At 72.5% G+C, this 16589-nt stretch carries 13 protein-coding genes; 5 read left to right on the top strand and 8 right to left on the bottom strand.

Features of this window, described 5'->3' with window-relative positions; all coding sequences use genetic code 11:
• Positions 1-104: 104 nt before the first annotated feature.
• Positions 105-632, top strand: a complete 528-nt coding sequence (locus QPK52_RS06765; protein WP_410536126.1) for a GNAT family N-acetyltransferase — start codon at positions 105-107, stop codon at positions 630-632.
• Positions 633-1107: 475 nt separating this feature from the next.
• Positions 1108-2352 (top strand): S8 family peptidase, encoded by a 1245-nt coding sequence (locus tag QPK52_RS06770; RefSeq protein WP_410536128.1) that lies wholly within the window; start codon positions 1108-1110, stop codon positions 2350-2352.
• 168 nt (positions 2353-2520) lie between these two features.
• On the opposite strand, the gene QPK52_RS06775 is transcribed toward QPK52_RS06770, so the two are convergent.
• Positions 2521-2940 carry a PIN domain nuclease gene (locus QPK52_RS06775; protein WP_410536130.1) on the bottom strand — a complete coding sequence of 140 codons (420 nt, stop codon included), beginning with the start codon at positions 2938-2940 and terminating at the stop codon, positions 2521-2523.
• Positions 2937-3170: a type II toxin-antitoxin system VapB family antitoxin gene (locus QPK52_RS06780; protein ID WP_410536132.1), complete on the bottom strand. Its 234-nt coding sequence runs from the start codon at positions 3168-3170 to the stop codon at positions 2937-2939. The genes QPK52_RS06775 and QPK52_RS06780 overlap by 4 nt, the downstream gene beginning before the upstream one ends.
• A gap of 164 nt (positions 3171-3334) precedes the next feature.
• Here QPK52_RS06780 and QPK52_RS06785 point away from each other — a divergent pair, with 164 nt between their 5' ends.
• The gene (locus QPK52_RS06785) at positions 3335-4081 is read left to right on the top strand and encodes an alpha/beta hydrolase (RefSeq protein WP_410536134.1); all 747 of its coding nucleotides are present in this window, start codon (positions 3335-3337) and stop codon (positions 4079-4081) included.
• 42 nt (positions 4082-4123) lie between these two features.
• Here the strand turns inward: QPK52_RS06785 and QPK52_RS06790 are convergent, their stop codons facing one another.
• Positions 4124-6040, bottom strand: a complete 1917-nt coding sequence (locus QPK52_RS06790) for an acyl-CoA dehydrogenase family protein (RefSeq protein WP_410536135.1) — start codon at positions 6038-6040, stop codon at positions 4124-4126.
• A gap of 252 nt (positions 6041-6292) precedes the next feature.
• Here QPK52_RS06790 and QPK52_RS06795 point away from each other — a divergent pair, with 252 nt between their 5' ends.
• The gene (locus tag QPK52_RS06795) at positions 6293-7306 is read left to right on the top strand and encodes a LacI family DNA-binding transcriptional regulator (RefSeq protein ID WP_410536137.1); all 1014 of its coding nucleotides are present in this window, start codon (positions 6293-6295) and stop codon (positions 7304-7306) included.
• 102 nt (positions 7307-7408) lie between these two features.
• On the top strand, positions 7409-9457 hold the full coding sequence (locus QPK52_RS06800) for a TIM-barrel domain-containing protein (protein ID WP_410536138.1): 2049 nt from the start codon (positions 7409-7411) through the stop codon (positions 9455-9457).
• Between the two features lie 86 nt (positions 9458-9543).
• Here QPK52_RS06800 and QPK52_RS06805 read toward each other — a convergent pair whose 3' ends face one another.
• From QPK52_RS06805 to QPK52_RS06825, 5 genes are all read right to left on the bottom strand, one after another.
• Positions 9544-10416: a GH12 family glycosyl hydrolase domain-containing protein gene (locus QPK52_RS06805; protein WP_410536140.1), complete on the bottom strand. Its 873-nt coding sequence runs from the start codon at positions 10414-10416 to the stop codon at positions 9544-9546.
• Between the two features lie 57 nt (positions 10417-10473).
• The gene (locus tag QPK52_RS06810) at positions 10474-12522 is read right to left on the bottom strand and encodes a beta-galactosidase (protein ID WP_410536141.1); all 2049 of its coding nucleotides are present in this window, start codon (positions 12520-12522) and stop codon (positions 10474-10476) included.
• Between the two features lie 91 nt (positions 12523-12613).
• On the bottom strand, positions 12614-13495 hold the full coding sequence (locus QPK52_RS06815) for a carbohydrate ABC transporter permease (RefSeq protein WP_410540240.1): 882 nt from the start codon (positions 13493-13495) through the stop codon (positions 12614-12616).
• Between the two features lie 44 nt (positions 13496-13539).
• Positions 13540-14676 (bottom strand): ABC transporter permease, encoded by a 1137-nt coding sequence (locus QPK52_RS06820; RefSeq protein ID WP_410536143.1) that lies wholly within the window; start codon positions 14674-14676, stop codon positions 13540-13542.
• Positions 14677-14777: 101 nt separating this feature from the next.
• Complete coding sequence (locus tag QPK52_RS06825) at positions 14778-16445, bottom strand: extracellular solute-binding protein (protein ID WP_410536145.1); 1668 nt, start codon at positions 16443-16445, stop codon at positions 14778-14780.
• Positions 16446-16589: the final 144 nt, after the last annotated feature.

A 16589-nucleotide genomic window follows, 5' to 3' on the forward strand; every position in this document is an offset into this window, starting at 1 on the left:
CCGCGGGCGGCCTTCCCGGAGCGGGTGCGCGCGGAGGACCGAGCGCCCACCGGCGGGGCGCAATCCCGTTGCCCGTGCCCCGGGCGGCGGCGCAGACTGCCCCGGTGCTGATTCGACGCGAGAGCCCCGCCGATGTTCCCGCCGTACGCGCCGTGACCGGTGCGGCCTTCGCCGCCCGGTCGCAGACGCCCGTCCCGGTGGAGGTCACCCTGCTGGACGAACTGCGCGGCCGCGAGGCGTGGTTGCCCGCGCTGTCGCTGGTGGCCGAGGACCCCGGCGGCGAGGTCGTCGGACATGCGGTGTGCACCCGGGGACACATCGGCACCGCGCCCGCGCTGGGGCTCGGCCCCATCAGCGTCCACCCCGGCCACCAGGGGCGCGGCACCGGTTCGGCGCTGATGCACACCGTGCTCGGCGCGGCCGACGCCCTCGGCGAACCGCTGGTGGCCCTCCTCGGCGAGCCCGCCTACTACCGCCGCTTCGGCTTCCGCACCTCCACCGAGTACGGCATCACTCCGCCCGACCCCGCCTGGGGCGAGTACTTCCAGGTCCGCGCCCTGGCCGCGTACGACCCCGAAGACCCCGCCCTGCGCGGCGCCTTCGCCTACGCCGAGCCGTTCAGCCGCGTGTGAGCGGCCGGAGAGGCGAAAGCTCCCGAGCACCGCACGATTCGATGCGGGTCCGCCGTCCCGGACCGCTTGCGTTCGCGGCGGGCCGGCCGCCCGCCGCCGTCGGGCCCCGGACGCCCCGCTGACAGCGGTCCGGTTCAGGAGGCGACGACTCCTCCCAGGTCGTCAGCCGCCTCGCGCCCCAGGGACCTGCGGTATCCGGTGCACGGGGTCCGCGCGGCCCCGATGCCCGCCCGGAGGCGGCCCGCAGTTTCGATCCGTCTCTGCCGGCCCCCTTGCCCCCTTTCAGAGTCCGGTGTTCCATATTCGCGACCCGCTGGTCATGAACACATCACTAGCGGGTGTAGGGCGAAGCGAGCACGCCTGGCGCGTCCTGACCACCCGCTGCCAAGGCGCCGCCCGGCAACTCCGGGCGGCGTGGGTGTCGCCTTGCCTTCGTTGCCCGTGATCCGGACAAGGAAAGGCAGATTCCACCGACATGAGAGCCTTTGCGAAGCGGCTTCGAGCCGTCTTCCCCGTCGCAGCCCTCGTCACCGGCGGCCTGGTCGCCGCCACACTTCCGGCCGGCGCCGCTCCGGCGGACGCCGGCTCCTCCTCCGGGAGCTACATCGTCATGCTCCGCGACACCGCCGACTCCCCGTCGGTGGCGGCCGAGCACTCCCGCGCCCACGGCGCCTCCGTCGGCCACGTCTACCGCAGCGCCATCCGCGGCTACTCGGCCCGTATGAGTTCCACCGCCGCGGAGCGCATCGCCCGCGACTCCCGCGTCCTGCTGGTCCAGGCCGACGGCGTGGCCACCACCACCGCCCAGAGCACCCCGACCGGCATCGACCGGGCGAACGCCGAACTCAGCTCCACAGCGGGCATCGACGGTGCGGACGAGCGCGTGGACGTCGACGTCGCGGTGATCGACTCCGGCGTCGACCTCGACCACCCCGACCTCAACGTCAACACCGCCGGGGCCATGAACTGCTCCAAGGGCAGGAGCGCCGACGACGGCAACGGCCACGGCACCCACGTGGCGGGCACGATCGGCGCGCTCGACAACGGCGACGGCGTCGTCGGCGTGGCTCCCGGTGCGCGGATCTGGCCGGTCCGCGTGCTGGGCAACTCCGGCAGCGGCTCCTGGTCGGACGTGATCTGCGGTGTCGACTACGTGACCGCCAACGCCGACAGGATCGAGGTCGCCAACATGAGTCTCGGCGGCTCCGGCACCGACAGCGCCTGCGGGAGCAACAAGGACGCCCTGCACGAGGCGATCTGCAAGTCGGTCGCCGCCGGCGTCACCTACGTCGTGGCCGCCGGCAACTCGTCGGACGACTCCGCCAACCACGTGCCGGCCGCCTACGACGAGGTCATCACCGTCAGCGCGCTGGCCGACTTCGACGGCAGGCCCGGCGGCGAGGGCGCGCCCACCTGCCGCACCGACGTCGACGACACCATCGCGGACTTCTCCAACCACGGTGCCGACGTCGACATCATGGCCCCGGGCGTCTGCATCGAGTCCACCTGGATGAAGGGCGGCTACAACACGATCTCCGGCACCTCCATGGCCTCCCCGCACGTCGCCGGTGGAGCGGCCCTGTACCTCGCCGGCCACCCCGGCGCCTCCCCGGGCACGGTGAAGTCCGCCCTGCAGTCGGCCGGCACCACCGACTACACCTGGCCCGCCGGGGACCCCGACGGGATCAAGGAGAGGCTGCTGGACGTCTCCTCCTTCTGATCGCGGCGAGACCGACGGCCGTCACCGCGCGACAGGGCTCCCGGCCGAGGCCGGGAGCCCTGTCGCGCCGTTCGCGGCCGGTCGTCCCCGGACCGGGAGGAACGGACCGTCCCACGCGGCACCTTCGCCCGTACCGAGCCGTTCGGCCGGGCGTGAACGGACGCGGGGTCAGAGCGAGCCCGGTGGGACCAGCCACTGGGTGGGCTGGCCGGTGACCTCGGCAATGGTCTCGAAGTCGCGGTCGTAGTGGAGCAGGGTGAGCCCCTGGAGTTCGGCCGTGGCGGCGATCAAGAGGTCCACGGCTCCGGCCGAACGGTGCCGGCCGACCTTCGTCAGCTCCTTCTGGACGTCCCAGGCGCGGGACACGGCCCGGTCGTCCAGAGGGCTCCAGCCGAAGAGCGCGTCGAGGTCCGCCACCAGTTCGGCGCGGTCCTCGGCGTTCCGGGTGCTGTACAGGAACTCGACCTCGGTCACCGGGCAGCGCGCGATGATCCCCTCGGTCAGGGGTTTCTCCCAGGTGTCGCGCACGGGCTGCCGGAGGATGCGCACCAGAGCGCTGGTGTCGATCAGGTAGACGGCGGCGGTCACGGTCGGTAGTTCTTCTTCTCCAGGAGTTCGTCGAACGCTCCGGCGTCCGCCTTCGCCGCGAGCCGGGCGAGCGCCATGGCACGACGTTTGCGTTCCACCCCTTCGCGCAGGGCGGCCGTGACCGTGTCCTTCTTGGTCTTGGTGCCGAAGGCGATCGCGGCGTCGGCGAGCAGCTTCTCATCGATGTCGATCAGCGTCTTGGCCACGGCCACACCTCCGGATATATCCATCTGGAAACCGAGTATATCCCCGATCCGGCGTCGGTGCGCCGGTCGCGACCGCTCTCCTCCACAAGCCGGAAGGCACCCGGCGGTGGATGTTTCCGTGATACCGACGGGCCCCCCGCCCATCAGGTGCCCGGCACCTTCTTCCACCCCGAACCGTTCGGCCGGGCGTGAACGAGACCGCTGTCAGCACCGAACAAGGCGTCGTCTACGAACCCGGCGGCCGCTTACTGGACATCCACCGGCCCGTCCGTGCCCCGGCGGCCGCGCCCATCGTCCTCCTCTGGCACGGCAGAGGGCCGGACGAGCGGGACGTGCTCGCGCCGCTCGCCCGTCAGGCCGCATCGCTGGGTCTGACGGTCGTGGTGCCCGACTGGCGCCCGGACGCACCCGACGGCGGCTGGGGGCATCTGCGGGCGTCGGTGCGTTTCGTCCGGGAGCGGGCCGGTGAGCCGGGGGGCGACGCCGGCCGGATCGTGCTGGCCGGCTGGTCGCTGGGCGCGTACGCCGCGGCGAGCGTCGCGGTCCGGCCCGAGCCGGTGGACGGGTGGCGGCCCGCGGCGGTCGCCGGGATCGCGGGCAGATACCTGTGGGAGCGCCCGGAGATGGGGCTGCGCGACCTGCGTGACGCATTGGCTGCGACGTCCGCGGCCCCGGTCCCGGTCCATCTGGTGCACGGCACCGCCGACGGCATCGCGGACATCCGTCACTCGCGGGACTTCGTGCCCGTCCTCCGCCGGTGGGGGTGGCCGGTCACCCTCACCGAGACCGGCACCGACCACGCGGGCGCGGTGATGACCGAGTACGACCCCGCACGGAAGCGCTGCGTCCCGGCCCGCGCCGCGGACGCCCTGGAGGCCGGCCGCACAACGGCCCGCGTCCTGGCCCGCGCCGCGGGTCTCACCGTGCCGGGCTAGCCGCCTGCCGGTGGCGGGCCGGGCGAACCGGGGGCGGCGCCCTCAGGGGATGAGGCGGTGGACGTCCGTGCGGGTGGAGGGGCCTGGGTCGGCGGGGGCGATCCAGGGGCCGGGGGTGGAGGGGTCGACGACGCCCTCCTCCAGCCAGGCGTACGCGCCGCCCAGCACGCCGCGCACGACCTTGCGGTCGATGTCGTCGGTGTTGTCCCACAGCCGGTCGAAGAGCTCCTCGGTGCGGATGCGGGCCTGGCGGCAGAAGGCGTCGGCGAGCTGGTAGGCGGCGCGGCCGTTCTCGCCCCGGACCCGCAGCATCTCCGCCCGCACGCAGGCCGCGCTCATGGCGAACAGTTCGGCGCCGATGTCCACGATCCGCCCCAGGAAGCCCTGTTTGCCCTCCAGTTTCGCCTGCCAGCGGGACATGCCCAGGAAGGTGGCGCGGGCCAGGCGGCGGGAGGCGCGTTCGACGTAGCGCAGGTGGACGGCCAGGTCGGGATGGCCGCCGGGGTGGAACTCGCGGTAGGAGGTGGGCAGTTGCCCGTGCCCGGCGATCAGTTTGGGCAGCCAGCGGGCGTAGAAGCCGCCGGCGCGGACGGCCGCGCGGCCCTTGTCGGTGAGGGTCTTGTCGGGGTCGACCAGGTCGCCCGCGACCGACAGGTGGGCGTCGACGGCCTCGCGGGCGATGAGCAGGTGCATGATCTCGGTGGAGCCCTCGAAGATGCGGTTGATACGCAGGTCGCGCAGCATCTGCTCGGCCGGCACGCCGCGCTCGCCGCGGGCGGCGAGGGAGTCGGCGGTCTCGAAGCCGCGCCCTCCGCGGATCTGGACCAGTTCGTCGGCCATCTCGTACGCCATCTCCGAGCCGTAGAGCTTGGCGAGGGCGGCCTCGATGCGGATGTCGTTGCGGTCGTCGTCGGCCATCTGGGAGGCGAGGTCGAGGACGGCCTCCAGGGCGAAGGTGGTCGCGGCGATGAAGGAGATCTTGCTTCCGACGGCCTCGTGGTACGCGATCGGCTTGCCCCACTGCTCGCGGGCCGCGGACCACTCGCGGGCGATCTTCAGGCACCACTTGCCCGCCCCCGCGCACATCGCGGGCAGGGAGAGGCGGCCGGTGTTGAGGGTGGTCAGCGCGATCTTCAGCCCGGCGCCCTCGGGGCCGATCCGGTTGGCGGCCGGGACGCGGACGCGGTGGAAGCGGGTGACGCCGTTCTCGATGCCGCGCAGGCCCATGAAGGCGTTGCGGTTCTCCACGGTGATGCCCTCGGAGTCGGCCTCGACGACGAAGGCGGTGATGCCGCCCCGGTGGCCCTCCGAGGCCGGTACGCGGGCCATGACCACCAGCAGGTCGGCGACGACGCCGTTGGTGGTCCACAGCTTCACGCCGTCCAGGACGTAGGAGTCGCCGTCGGGTACGGCGGTGGTGGCCAGGCGGGCCGGGTCGGAGCCGACGTCCGGTTCGGTGAGCAGGAAGGCCGAGATCTCACCGCGGGCGCAGCGCGGCAGGAACGCCTTCTTCTGCTCCTCGGTGCCGAACATCTTCAGCGGCTGGGGCACGCCGATCGACTGGTGCGCCGACAGCAGCGCGCCGACGGCGGGGCTGGCCGATCCGGCCAGGGCCAGGGCGCGGTTGTAGTGGAGCTGGCTCAGGCCCAGGCCGCCGTACTCGGGGTCGATCTTCATGCCGAGCGCGCCGAGTTCCTTGAGTCCCTTGACGACCTCGTCGGGGACCATGCCCTCGCGGTCGATGCGCGGGCCGTCGATCTCCGCCTCGCAGAAGGCCCGGAGCCTGGCGAGGAACTCCTCGCCGCGCCGGGCGTCGGCGTCCGCGGGCCGGGGGTGGGGGTGGATCAGGTCGAGGCGGAAGCGGCCGAGGAACAGCTCCCTGGCGAAGCTCGGCTTGCGCCAGTCCTGCTCCCTCGCGGCCTCGGCCACCTGTCGCGCTTCGCGTTCGGAGACTGTCATCGCGGTTCACCTCGCACTGCCGGGGCGCCATCGAGCACTACTGCCGGGTACTGCGCGATGCGTGTACCCGTTGTGCACGGTACGTACCGTTTCCGGGGTGCGGTGCACCCGTATGCGACCACTTGTTGAAGCGCTTCGACAACCCTTCGCAGAGCATCTGGACAGGCGGTCAGGTCGGGTTTAGGGTCGGTCCGCAGATTCCCTGTCGAAGCGCTTCACCTCAGCCGCTTCCCGCACCGCCCTGGAGAGCCCATGGTCACCCTCGCCGAGGTCGCCCGGCACGCCGGAGTCTCCGCCAGCACCGTGAGCTACGTCCTCAGCGGAAAGCGTTCCATCTCCGCCGCCACCCGCGAACGCGTCGAGCAGAGCATCCGCGAGCTGGGGTACCACCCCAACGCCGGTGCGCGGGCGCTGGCCAGCAGCAGGTCCAACATCATCGCCCTGATGATGCCGCTGCGCACCGACATGTACGTGCCGGTGATGATGGAGATCGCCCTGGCCGTCGCCACCACCGCCCGCGCCCACGACCACGACGTGCTGCTGCTGACCGGCGAGGAGGGACCGGAGGCGGTACGGCGGGTGGTGGGCAGCGGACTGGCCGACGCGATGATCCTGATGGACGTCGAGCTGGACGACGCCCGCCTGCCGCTGCTGCGCGACACCGGGCGCCCCGCCGTGCTCATCGGCATCCCCGCCGACCCGTCCGGACTGACCTGCGTCGACCTGGACTTCACCGCCACCGGCGCGCTGTGCGTGGAACACCTGGCCGAGCTGGGCCACCGCGACATCGCGGTGGTCGGCGAGGCGGCCGCCGTCTACGAGCGGCACACCGGCTTCGCCGAGCGCACCCGCGACGGGCTGCGCGCCCGCGCCGCCGAACTGGGGGTGCGGCTGCTGCACCGGCCGTGCGAGGGCAGTTACGCGGCGATGGCCGGGACGCTCGCCCGCATCCTCGACGAACGCCCCGGCACCACGGGCTTCGTCGTGCAGAACGAGGCCGCCATCGACCCGCTGCTGAGCCTGCTGCGCCAGCAGGGCCGGGCCGTGCCCGAGGACGTCTCGGTGGTCGCCATCTGCCCCGACCAGGTGGCCGTCCAGGCGTCCGTGCGCCTGACCTCGGTGGCCATACCCGCCCACGAGATGGGGCGCCGCGCGGTGGAGCTGGTGATGGCCAGGGTGCGCGGCGAGCGCGGGAACCGCCTCGAACTCCTGCCCCCGCGGCTGACGGTGCGGGCCAGTTCCGGTCCGGCCCCCGCCGCCCGCTGATCCCCACCCGCCGTTCCCCCCGGCTCTCGCCGCTCAACGCCCACCGCTCCCCGCTCTTTCCGCCCGACCGGTCCGCACACCGACGAGCCCCTCAGGAGCCCCGTGTCCACACCCGCCTTCTCCCCTCCCCCCTCCTCACTGGCCCAGTCCTCCCCCACCCGCGGCACCTTCCGTACGCGCGACGGCGCGCTGGAGTGGCGCGGGCGGCAGGAGACCGTACGCGTCGAGCCCTGGGGCCCGGACGCCGTACGGGTCCGCGCCCGGCTGGGCGGTCCGGTCCTGGACGGACTGCCCGGCGCGCTCCTGGCCGATCCGCCGCCCGACGGGTCCGGGCCGGACATCCGGATCGAGGACGACCACGCCCGGGTGACCTGCGGAGCGATCACCGCCGTGGTGAGCGCCGACGGCATGCTCCGCTTCGTGCGCACCGGCGACGGCGCCGAGCTGCTGTCCGAGGACCGCGCCCACTTCTGGTGGCCCGGCTCCCGGCTGCACACCGCCACCGGCAACGGATACCACCGCCTGGAGCAGCGCTTCGCCGCCTACGAGGGCGAGCGGCTGTACGGGCTGGGCCAGCACCAGCACGGGCTGCTGGACCAGAAGGGCGCGGTGGTCGACCTCGTCCAGCGCAACGCCGAGGTCTCCATCCCCGTGCTGACCTCCTCGCGCGGCTACACCCTGCTGTGGAACAACCCGGCCGTCGGACGGGTGGAGCTGGCGCACAACGGCACCCGCTGGGTCGCCGACTCCGCCCGCCAGATCGACTACTGGATCACCGCCGGCGACCCGGCCGGCGCCCAGCGCCGCTACTCGGCCGCCACCGGCCGCACCCCGATGCTGCCGGAGTGGGCGGCCGGTTTCTGGCAGTGCAAGCTGCGCTACCGCACCCAGGACGAACTGCTGTCGGTCGCGCGGGAGTACAAGCGGCGCGGGCTGCCGCTGTCGGCGATCGTCTGCGACTTCTTCCACTGGACGCATCTGGGCGAGTGGCGGTTCGACCCGGCCGAGTGGCCCGACCCGGCCGCCATGGTCAAGGAGCTGGACGAGCTGGGTGTGAAGCTGGTGGTCTCGGTGTGGCCGTCGGTCTCGCCGCTGAGCGAGAACCACCGGCCGATGGAGCAGCAGGGCCTGTTCATCGGCACCGAGTACGGGCCGATGGCGCACGCCGACTGGCCGGACAAGGGGGTGGCCGAGCCGGTCCAGGTCGCCTTCTACGACGCCACCAACCCCGACGCCCGCGACTTCGTGTGGTCCCGCATCCGGGAGAACTACCTGTCGTACGGCATCACGGCGTTCTGGCTGGACGCCGGGGAGCCGGAGCTCAAGCCGGGCTTCGCGGCCAATCTGCGCTACCACGCCGGCCCCGGGCTGGAGGTGTCCAACCTCTACCCGCGCGAGAACGCCCGTACCGTCCACGACGGCCTGGCCGCCGAGGGCGAGACCGGGATCATCTCGCTGAACCGGTCGGCCTGGGCGGGCTCCCAGCGCTACGGCGCCGCCCTGTGGTCCGGGGACATCGGCACCGACTTCGCCACCCTGCGCCGCCAGATCGCGGCCGGCCTCAACACCGCGCTGTCGGGCATCCCGTGGTGGAACACCGACATCGGCGGCTTCCACGGCGGCGATCCGGACGACCCGGCCTACCGCGAGGTGATGGTGCGCTGGTTCCAGTTCGGCGCGCTCTCCCCGCTGATGCGGCTGCACGGCTTCCGCGATCCCGGCATGCCGCTGGGCCCGGACATGACCGGCGGCCCCAACGAGGTGTGGTCCTACGGCCAGGAGGCCGGGGAGATCCTGGAGGCCTACCTGCGGCTGCGCGAACGGCTCAGGCCGTACGTGCTGGAGCAGATGCGCGCCGCGCACACCGAGGGGCTGCCGCCGATGCGCCCGCTGTTCCTGGAGTTCCCCGGCGACCCGGCCGCGTGGGAGGTGGACGACGCCTACCTGTTCGGGCCCGACCTGCTGGTGGCGCCCGTGCTGGAGGCCGGCGCCCGGGAGCGCACCGTGCACCTGCCGGCCGGGGCGGAGTGGACGGACGCCTGGACGGGCGAGAGGTACCCCGGCGGCGGGCCGGTCACCGTGCCCGCGCCGCTGGAGCGGATCCCGCTGTTCCTGCGGGACGGCGCGCGGCTTCCGGTGCGGGAGGACTGAGGCGGCGGGCGGCGGGTGCCGCGCGGACGGCGCCGGCGGACGCGATCCGCCGGCGCCGTCCGTCTCCCGGGGATGGGCGGGGGTCGTCAGCCGACGTCGACGGAGTAGGACGAGGTGTCCAGGCGCCCGGCGCCGGTGAACACCTCGGTGCCCGCCTGGACGCTGGAGAGGTACTTGGCGGGGCTCACCGAGCCGCGCTGCTGGAGGGCCCTGAGGAAGTCGTTGAGGTCCAGGGCGACGGAGGTGGTGTTGGAGGTCCGCACGAAGGAGTGGACCTTCCAGCCGATGTCGCCCTGGTAGAGGTCCCAGGTGGCGCCGCCGATGTTCACGGTGCCGGTCTTCTGGCCCAGGGGGCCCGCGCCGCCGGAGCGGTAGGTCCAGATCATGACCTCGTCGGTGGGCTGGTCCTCCCAGCCCTCGGCGACCCTGTCGTGCAGCCACAGGTCGTAGGCGACGTTCATGGTGCCGGGGTCGGGGCTGACGGCGTACCGCCACGAGGTGCGCACGGGCCGGTTGTCGGAGAGCCTCACCGGCAGCTCGGTGGCGTCCGACTGCCAGCCCCAGTGCCAGCCCAGGACGGCGCTGGTGAAGGACTTCACCTCGTGCGACACCCCGGACCACTGCCACTCGGTGCCCCAGCCGATGGTGTCGCCGCTGCGGTGGGTGTCCCAGGCGCACTGCCATCCCTGGCCGGAGTCCTGGCCCCAGAGGTTGTTGTTGACGTAGTACTTGCCCATCGGGATCGTCCCGAAGGCGTCGCAGGTGCCCGCGGATGCCTTCGCGGAGGCCTTGCCCGGCGCCCGGGGCGACGGGGCCGCCGAGGCGGTGGAGGCCGCGGTCAGGGACGCGGCGACGGCCAGCGCCGCCGCGACGGCGGTTCCGATCCTGGCTGTGCGGGTGGTGCGGGCGGTGAGGGCGGTGCGGCACCCGTGGCGGCGGGAGGGCATGAGATCGCTCATGGTGGGGGCCTTCCTGGCGTGTCGTGGGGGGGACGGGTGGGTCGTGCGGATGGTTGTTCAGGGGCCGCTCCCCGGCGCGGGCGGGTCCTCGCGCAGGACGGCGGCGCCGTGGCGGCCGAGCGTGATTCCGTGCTCGTGCCGCCGCCCGGTGAGCTCGTCGGTCGCCGGGGCGGGCAGGGGGACGGTGGCCGGCTCGCGCCGGTGGTTGAGGAGGAACAGCCAGGCGCCGCGGCGTACGGCCTCCACGCCCGCGGGCAGTCCGGGAAGCGGGGGCCGCACCCCCGCTCCGTCGGCCGCGCGGGACAGCAGGGCGCGCAGCGCGGCGGGGTCGGGGAGGGTGGACAGGTACCAGGCGGTGCCCTCGCCGTGGTTGTGGCGGGTGATCGCGGGACGGCCGTCGAGTTCGCCGCCCCGGTAGACGGCTACGGTCTCGGCGCCGTCCGTCTCGAAGTCCTCGCGCCACAGGGTGCCGGTGGCGCCCTCCCCGGCGACGTCCCCGGTGGAGGCGAGCGGCTGGGTCTCGCCCTCTCCCAGCGGCCACCACTCGTGCACGGTGCCGATGCCCAGCACCGCCCGCAGCCGGGCGTCCACGCCGCCCTCGCGCACCCGGTCGTCGGTGTCGGCGACGCCGGTGAAGAAGCCGCACACCAGGGTGCCGCCGCCGCGCACATGGGCGGCGAGGTTGTCCAGGGCCGCGTCGGTGAGCAGGTACAGGTGCGGCACCACCACCAGGGCGTAGCCGTCCAGATCGCTCTCGGGGTGGGCGAGGTCGCAGGTCAGGTGGGACTCCCACAGGGCGCGGTGCCAGGCGCGCAGCGGCCGCTCGTAGGTGAGGAGGTCGGAGGGACGGCCGGCGGAGAGGGTCGCCCACCAGGCGTTCCAGTCGTGCAGTACGGCCGCCCGCGCGGTCACGGGCTCGCCGGTGATCCGGCCCAGGCGCCCCAGGTCCGCGCCCAGTTCGCGCACCTGGCGGAAGGTGCGGCTGCGCGGTCCGGCGTGGGGCAGCATCCCGGAGTGGAACTTCTCGCTGCCCTGCCTGGACTGGCGCCACTGGAAGAAGCAGATCCCGTCCGCGCCGCGTGCCACGGCCTGCAGTGACCACAGCCGTGTCAGGCCCTCGGGCCTGGGGTGGTTGACGCCGCGCCAGTTGACCGGGCCCGCGGCCTGCTCCATGAGCAGCCAGGGCCCGCGCGCCTGGGAGCGGGTGAGGTCCTGCACCAGCGCTCCCCATGCCGCGCCGTCGTCTCCCTCCGGGTCGGCGGGGTCGGGGTAGATGTCGACGGAGACCACGTCCTCGCGCTCCGCCCACGCCCAGCCGTCCTGGCCTACGAACAGGGGCATGAAGTTGGTGGTGACGGGGATGTGCGGGGTGCGCTCCACCAGGGCGTCGCGTTCGGCGGTGAAGCACTCCAGCAGGGCGTCGCTGGTGAAGCGGCGGAAGTCCAACTCCTGGGTGGGGTTGACCATGTACTGGGCGCGTCGCGGCGGGATGATCTCCTCCCAGTCGCCGTAACGCTGGCTCCAGAAGGCCGTTCCCCAGGCGTCGTTGAGTGCGTCCAGGCTTCCGTAGCGGTCGCGCAGCCAGCGGCGGAAGTGGGCTGCGGTGGTGTCGCACCGGCAGGCGGTGCCGTACTCGTTGTTCACGTGCCACAGCCGCAGGGCGGGGTGGTCGCCGTAGCGGTCGGCGAGGTCGGTGGTGATGCCCAGGGCGTGGTCGCGGTAGACGGGCGAGGAGGCGCAGAAGTGGTTGCGCGAGCCGTACCAGATCACCGCGCCCGTCTCGTCGCGCGGCAGGGTCTCGGGGTGGCGGGCGCCCATCCAGGGAGGCGGCGAGGCGGTGGGGGTGGCCAGGCAGACGCCGATCCCGCCTGCGTGGAGGAGGTCCAGGACGCGGTCGAGCCAGCCGAAGTCGCGTTCGCCCGGGCGGGGTTCGAGGCGGGCCCAGGAGAAGACGCCGACGGTGGCGAGGTTGACGCCCGCCTCCCGCATCAGCGCGACGTCCTCGTGCCAGACGGACTCGGGCCACTGCTCGGGGTTGTAGTCGCCGCCGTAGAGGATCCGGCCGCGGGTGACGTCGGCGAGGGTGGGCCTGGGCGAAGGGGTCACAGAGGGGCCTTCCGTAGCGGGCGCCGCGGCCGCCCGTGCGCGGCGGCGGTCGGTCTGGAACGGCGGTGGTGCCGGGGGCGGGTCCGGCCGGTCAGCCCTTGACGGCGCCGATGAGCATGCCCTTCTTGAAGTGCTTCTGGACGAAGGGCGAGAGCACGGCGACCGGCACCAGGGCCAGCACCATGACGGCCATCTGCACCGAGAGGGTGTGGATCTGGCCGGTGTTGATGATCTGGGACATGCCCGTGGGGCGCTCGCCCTTGAGGACGATCTGGTTGAGCACCACCTGGAGCGGCATCTTGGTCTGGTCGTTGAGGTAGATGGAGGCGTTGAACCAGGCGCTCCAGTAGCCGACCGCGTAGAACAGCGAGATGACCGCCAGCACCGGTTTCGACAACGGCATCACGATCTGCCACAGGATGCGGAACTCCCCGGCGCCGTCGATGCGGGCGCTGTCGATCAGTTCCGGCGCGGTGTTCATGAAGAACGCCCGCAGCACCAGGATGTTGAACACGCTCACGGCACTGGGCAGGATCAGCGAGGCGTAGGTGTCGATCAGGCCGAGGGACTGCACCAGCAGGTAGGTGGGGATCAGCCCGGCGCCGAAGAACATCGTGGCCAGCAGCGTCATCAGCATCGGCCGGTGGCCGAAGGAGCCCGGACGGGAGAGACCGTAGGCGCACAGCACCGAGACGGCCATGCTGAACAGCGTGCCGACGACGGTGACGCAGACGCTGATGACGGTGGCCCGGGTGACCTGGCCGCCGGAGAGCAGTTCGCGGTAGGCCTCGAAGGTGATGCCGTCGGGCACCACCACCAGGCCGCCGGCCTGGCGGATGGTCTCGGCCGACGACAGACTGGTGACGACCACGATCCACAGCGGGAAGAGGATCGCCAGGCAGGCCACGGCCAGTACCGCGCCCTTGGCGGCGGTGCCGGCTCGGCTGGGGGGCTCCTCCCAGGCCGGGCGCATCCGGGCGCCGGCACCCTCCCGCTCGCGGTCCTCGGTCAGCACGCTCACTTCTTGTACACCCCCTGCTCGCCCAGCAGATGGGCGGTCTTGTTGGCGGCCAGCACCAGGCAGAGGCCGAAGACGCCCTTGACGATGCCGACGGCCGCCGCATAGCCGAAGTCGCCGTTCTCCAGGCCGACGTTCCACACGTAGGTGTCCAGGACCTCGGCCGCGCCGGTGCCCACCGCCGTGCGCTGCAGGAGTATCTGCTCGAATCCGACGGTGAGGGCGTCGCCGACGCGCAGCACCAGCAGCAGGGCGATCACCGGGCGCAGCGCGGGCAGGGTGACGTGCCACATCCGCCGCCACCGGCCCGCGCCGTCCGCGGCGGCGGCCTCGTACAGCTCGTGGTTGACGGCGGCCAGCGCGGCGAGGAAGACGATGATGCCCCAGCCCGCGTCCTTCCAGATGGCCTGGAAGGTGACCAGGAACTTGAAGAAGCCCGGGTCGGTCATCAGGTCGAAGCCGCCGTCCCAGCCGTTCTCCCGCATGCTCTGGGCGATGATCCCGGCGCCGCCGAGGATCTGCTGGAAGACGGTGATGACCAGTACCCAGGAGAAGAAGTGCGGCAGGTACAGCACGCCCTGCGCCCAGGCGCGCACCCGGGGGCTGATGATGCTGTTGATCAGCAGCGCCAGCAGGATCGGGACGGGGAAGAAGAACACCAGCTGGATGAGGAAGATCACCAGGGTGTTCTCGACGGCCGACCAGAAGTAGGGGTCCTCCCACATCCGCTGGAAGTTCTCGCCGCCGATCCAGGGGCTGAGGGTGAAGGACTCGGTGAAGGACTCGCCGACGTAGGGGTCGAACTCCTTGAAGGCCACGGCGTTGCCCAGCAGCGGTACGTAGGCGAAGACCAGGACCAGCAGCAGGGCGGGCAGCGTCATCAGGACCAGGGCCCGGTCGCGGCGCAGCCGGTGCCGCCAGGTGATGCCGCCGGGGGGCGGGGATGCCTTGGGCTTCCCGCGGCCCCCGCCTCCGCCGTCTCCGCCGTCCTCGCCGCTCCCGCGTCCGTGCGGCGGGCTCCCGTCCGCGGTGGGCGAGTCGGCCGGGGCGACCGGTGCCAGGTGGGGTGCCGGGGCCATCCCCGTAGGACCGGTGCCGCCGGCCGGTGCCTCGCCCGGGGCCGTGCTGTGGGACACGGGACTCTCCTCGTCAGCGTCGTTCCGGCCCCGGTCCGGCGGTGCGGTGCGCCGCGGTGGGCGCCGCACCGCCGGGCCGGGGGCCTGTGTGCGCGGGTGCGTCAGGCGGCGGACTCGCCGGCGTCCTCGATCAGCTTCCGGTACCAGTCGCGCAGGTCGTCGCCGCCGGCCCGGCGCCAGTCCTCGACGGCCTTCTGCACGTCGGAGACCTTCTTGCGGCCGCGCACCACGTCGTTCTCCAGGTCCTCGAACTGGTCGCTCAGGTTGGCCCAGCGGTTGGGTTCGCGGACCTGCATCCCGTACAGCAGCGGCTTCTTCATGAAGGCGCCCATCCGCTGCTGCCAGCCGCACCAGTCCCGCACGACCTGCGGGTGGTCGGGGAAGGCGGCGACGGCCTCGGCGCTGGCGGTGAAGAAGTAGGTGTCCTGGACCTCGGTGACGCCCTGCCCGGTCTTGGTGGGCACACCGTCCTTCAGCGTGTGGTGGGTGCCCTCCACTCCGTACCTGACCAGGCGGTTCTCCTTCGTCCCGTAGGGGGCGGCGGCGAAGTTGGCGATCGCCAGGCACTCCTGGACCGTCTCCTTGGACGCCTTGCGGTTGATGAAGGCCCAGATGCCGGCCGGGTTGGCGAAGTAGAGCTGCGGGTCCCCGCCGTCGTGGCCGAAGATGTCCATGCCCTGGACACGGAAGCCGGGGTTCTGCTCGCTCTGCTCGAAGGTCCAGCCGTACCACTTGGCGTTGCCGTCGTTCGTGATCATCGACTGGCCGGCGGTGAAGCGGGTGCCGGCGTCGCCCTGGCCGGTCCTGGCGTCGGGGTGGACGACGCCCGCGGCGTAGAGCTTGCGGGTCCACTCCAGCGCCTCGAGGTAGTTGTCCGTCTCGATGCGGTGGACGAGCTTCTCGCCCTGCCACTGCCAGCAGTACGGCTTCTCCGGCAGCACGCCGAAGATGTTGAACGCCGTCCACTTCATGTCCTCGCAGGCCCACACCTTGGACTTCGGCGCGGTGATCTCCTTGGCGAGGTCCGTGAACTCCTGCGGGCTGGTGGGCACCTCCCAGCCCTTGTCCTCGAAGACGTCCTGGCGGTAGTAGGGGATGATGATGTCGACCGCGCCGGCGGGGATGGGCAGGCCCTTCAGCTTCCCGCCGAAGATGGACATCTGCCAGGCGGCGGTGGGGATCGCGGCGAGGTTGGGGTACTTCTTCACCTCGTCGCCCGACAGGTACGGGCCGAGGTCGGCGAAGCGGCTGTCGATGGCGCTGGGGATCTTGCCCTGCATCTCCCAGCTGGGGATCACCACCATGTCGGGGATGCCGCTGGAGGCGAGGACGGCGCCGAGCTTCTCGCCGTAGGTGTTGCCGTCCTGGGTCTGCCAGTCGACCTTCACGCCGATGGCCTCGTCGACGGCCCGGTAGTAGGCGCAGTCCTTCTTCGGCGGGGTGCCCCACAGCGGGCTCATGATCGCGATCTCGCCGCCCCTGCCCATCTTCCCGGGGACGGAGGCGGGCAGCGCGTCGTACGGCTCGGCCTTGCCGGTGAAGCCGGGGCGCGAGCCGTTCTCGCCGGGGATGTCGGGCTCGACGACCTTGGAGGCGACGTACGTCGGGAGGATCTTCGCCGCGTCCTTCTTCGTCGTCGTGCCCTCGTTCCGGTTGCCGCCGCCCTCGGAGGAGCACGCCGACAGCAGCGGTACACCGCCCACCGCCGCGGCGGCGACGGCCGTCGAGGCGAGGAAGGTTCTCCGGCTGGGGCTGGTGGTCTGGGACATGGCGGCAACCCTTCGTGGCGGCGCATCGGCGGGACGGACGGGGCGAACGGCCGGCGTGCGGCCCCGCCGGTCGGGCAGGTCGGTCGAAGCGCTTCGATGTTGCGCCGAGATTAAGTGCGAGGGTCATACCGCGCAAGGGTCGGG

Source organism: Streptomyces sp. KL2, assembly GCF_046529545.1.
In the GTDB taxonomy this organism is placed as follows: Bacteria; Actinomycetota; Actinomycetes; order Streptomycetales; family Streptomycetaceae; genus Streptomyces; species Streptomyces radiopugnans.